This is a genomic window from Halomonas sp. G15, assembly GCF_021282295.1.
Lineage (GTDB): Bacteria > Pseudomonadota > Gammaproteobacteria > Pseudomonadales > Halomonadaceae > Halomonas > Halomonas alimentaria.
Genome location: NZ_JAJSPA010000094.1, coordinates 1 through 903, shown reverse-complemented (window position 1 = coordinate 903; position 903 = coordinate 1). Strand labels below are relative to the sequence as shown.

Annotated in this window: 2 protein-coding genes; both read left to right on the top strand. The window is 56.8% G+C overall.

Going from position 1 to position 903, the window contains the following annotated elements; genetic code table 11:
- Positions 1–266, top strand: a 266-nt coding sequence (locus LWH48_RS18120; protein ID WP_232913676.1) for a hypothetical protein, incomplete at its 5' end; no start/stop codon positions are given.
- A complete protein-coding gene (locus tag LWH48_RS18115) occupies positions 259–579 on the top strand; it encodes a YkvA family protein (protein WP_232913675.1) in 321 nt (106 codons plus the stop codon). The genes LWH48_RS18120 and LWH48_RS18115, both read left to right, overlap by 8 nt.
- Positions 580–903: the final 324 nt, after the last annotated feature.

Genomic DNA, 903 nt, shown 5'->3' with positions numbered 1-903 from the left:
GCGGCGACCTGAAGCAAGCCAATCAGTTCTGGAAGGAAACCGGAACACGCCTCTATCATGTCTTGCCCTCGGACACGCTCAATGAGCTACGCGGTGACGAGTGTCGATTATTGCGATACCCGCCTGAATTCATTCTCAAGGGCCCTGATGACTACTACTTGCTGCTGGTCGTCACCCAGGATGATGGCGGCGGCGTCTATGTGCTTTTTCCTCGGCACAGTGCCTGTTCGGTCCTCAACGAACTTGCCAGGCAGGCCGATGATTAACTTCCGCTATCAAGGCTACGCCAAGCACTTTTCCAATCGAGCCTTCTGGAAGAAGGTGAAGTCACTCCCTGGAACCTACCGTGATCTCATCTACTACGCCAAGTTACTCTGGTACGTGATGCAAGATCCCAGTGTGCCCGTTGCGCTCAAGACGGCTGCTGTCGGTGCGCTCGGTTATCTGATCAGTCCGGTGGACTTGATGCCCGATATGTTGCCCGGTGGCTTTGTCGATGACCTGGCCGTCGTGATGAGTGTCCTCAAGATGCTGGATTCCTACGTCACCCCGGAGATGCGCCGCCGTGCTCGGAAGTAACCGGCTCAACCCGATTTTGGGCCCATAGACCCTCGATTACCCGTCTTACCGACCTTTCCTTACTAAATCCCTTCCTCACGCCTCGCTGCCGCCAAATTGGTAGTGATCGGCGTGGTTTCGTGTGCGTGAACCCTGGAGATCCCTGTATGACATCTCGTACAAAGCGTAAGCCTGCTGCCACTGCCGCCACCCAACGCAAGGCCAAGGCGCCACAACCGTCGTCACCCGTCGACCCGACGTCAGAGGATAAGCAAACCGCGTCACCGGTTTCTACGACCCGCATTCTCAAGAAGGCGACCTGTCCCAAGCTGAGCCCGCGTGGCA

Coding starts and splice junctions, on each gene's coding strand:
- LWH48_RS18115 (WP_232913675.1), top strand. CDS start 259: ATGATTAACTTCCGCTATCAAGGCTACGCCAAGCACTTTTCCAATCGA.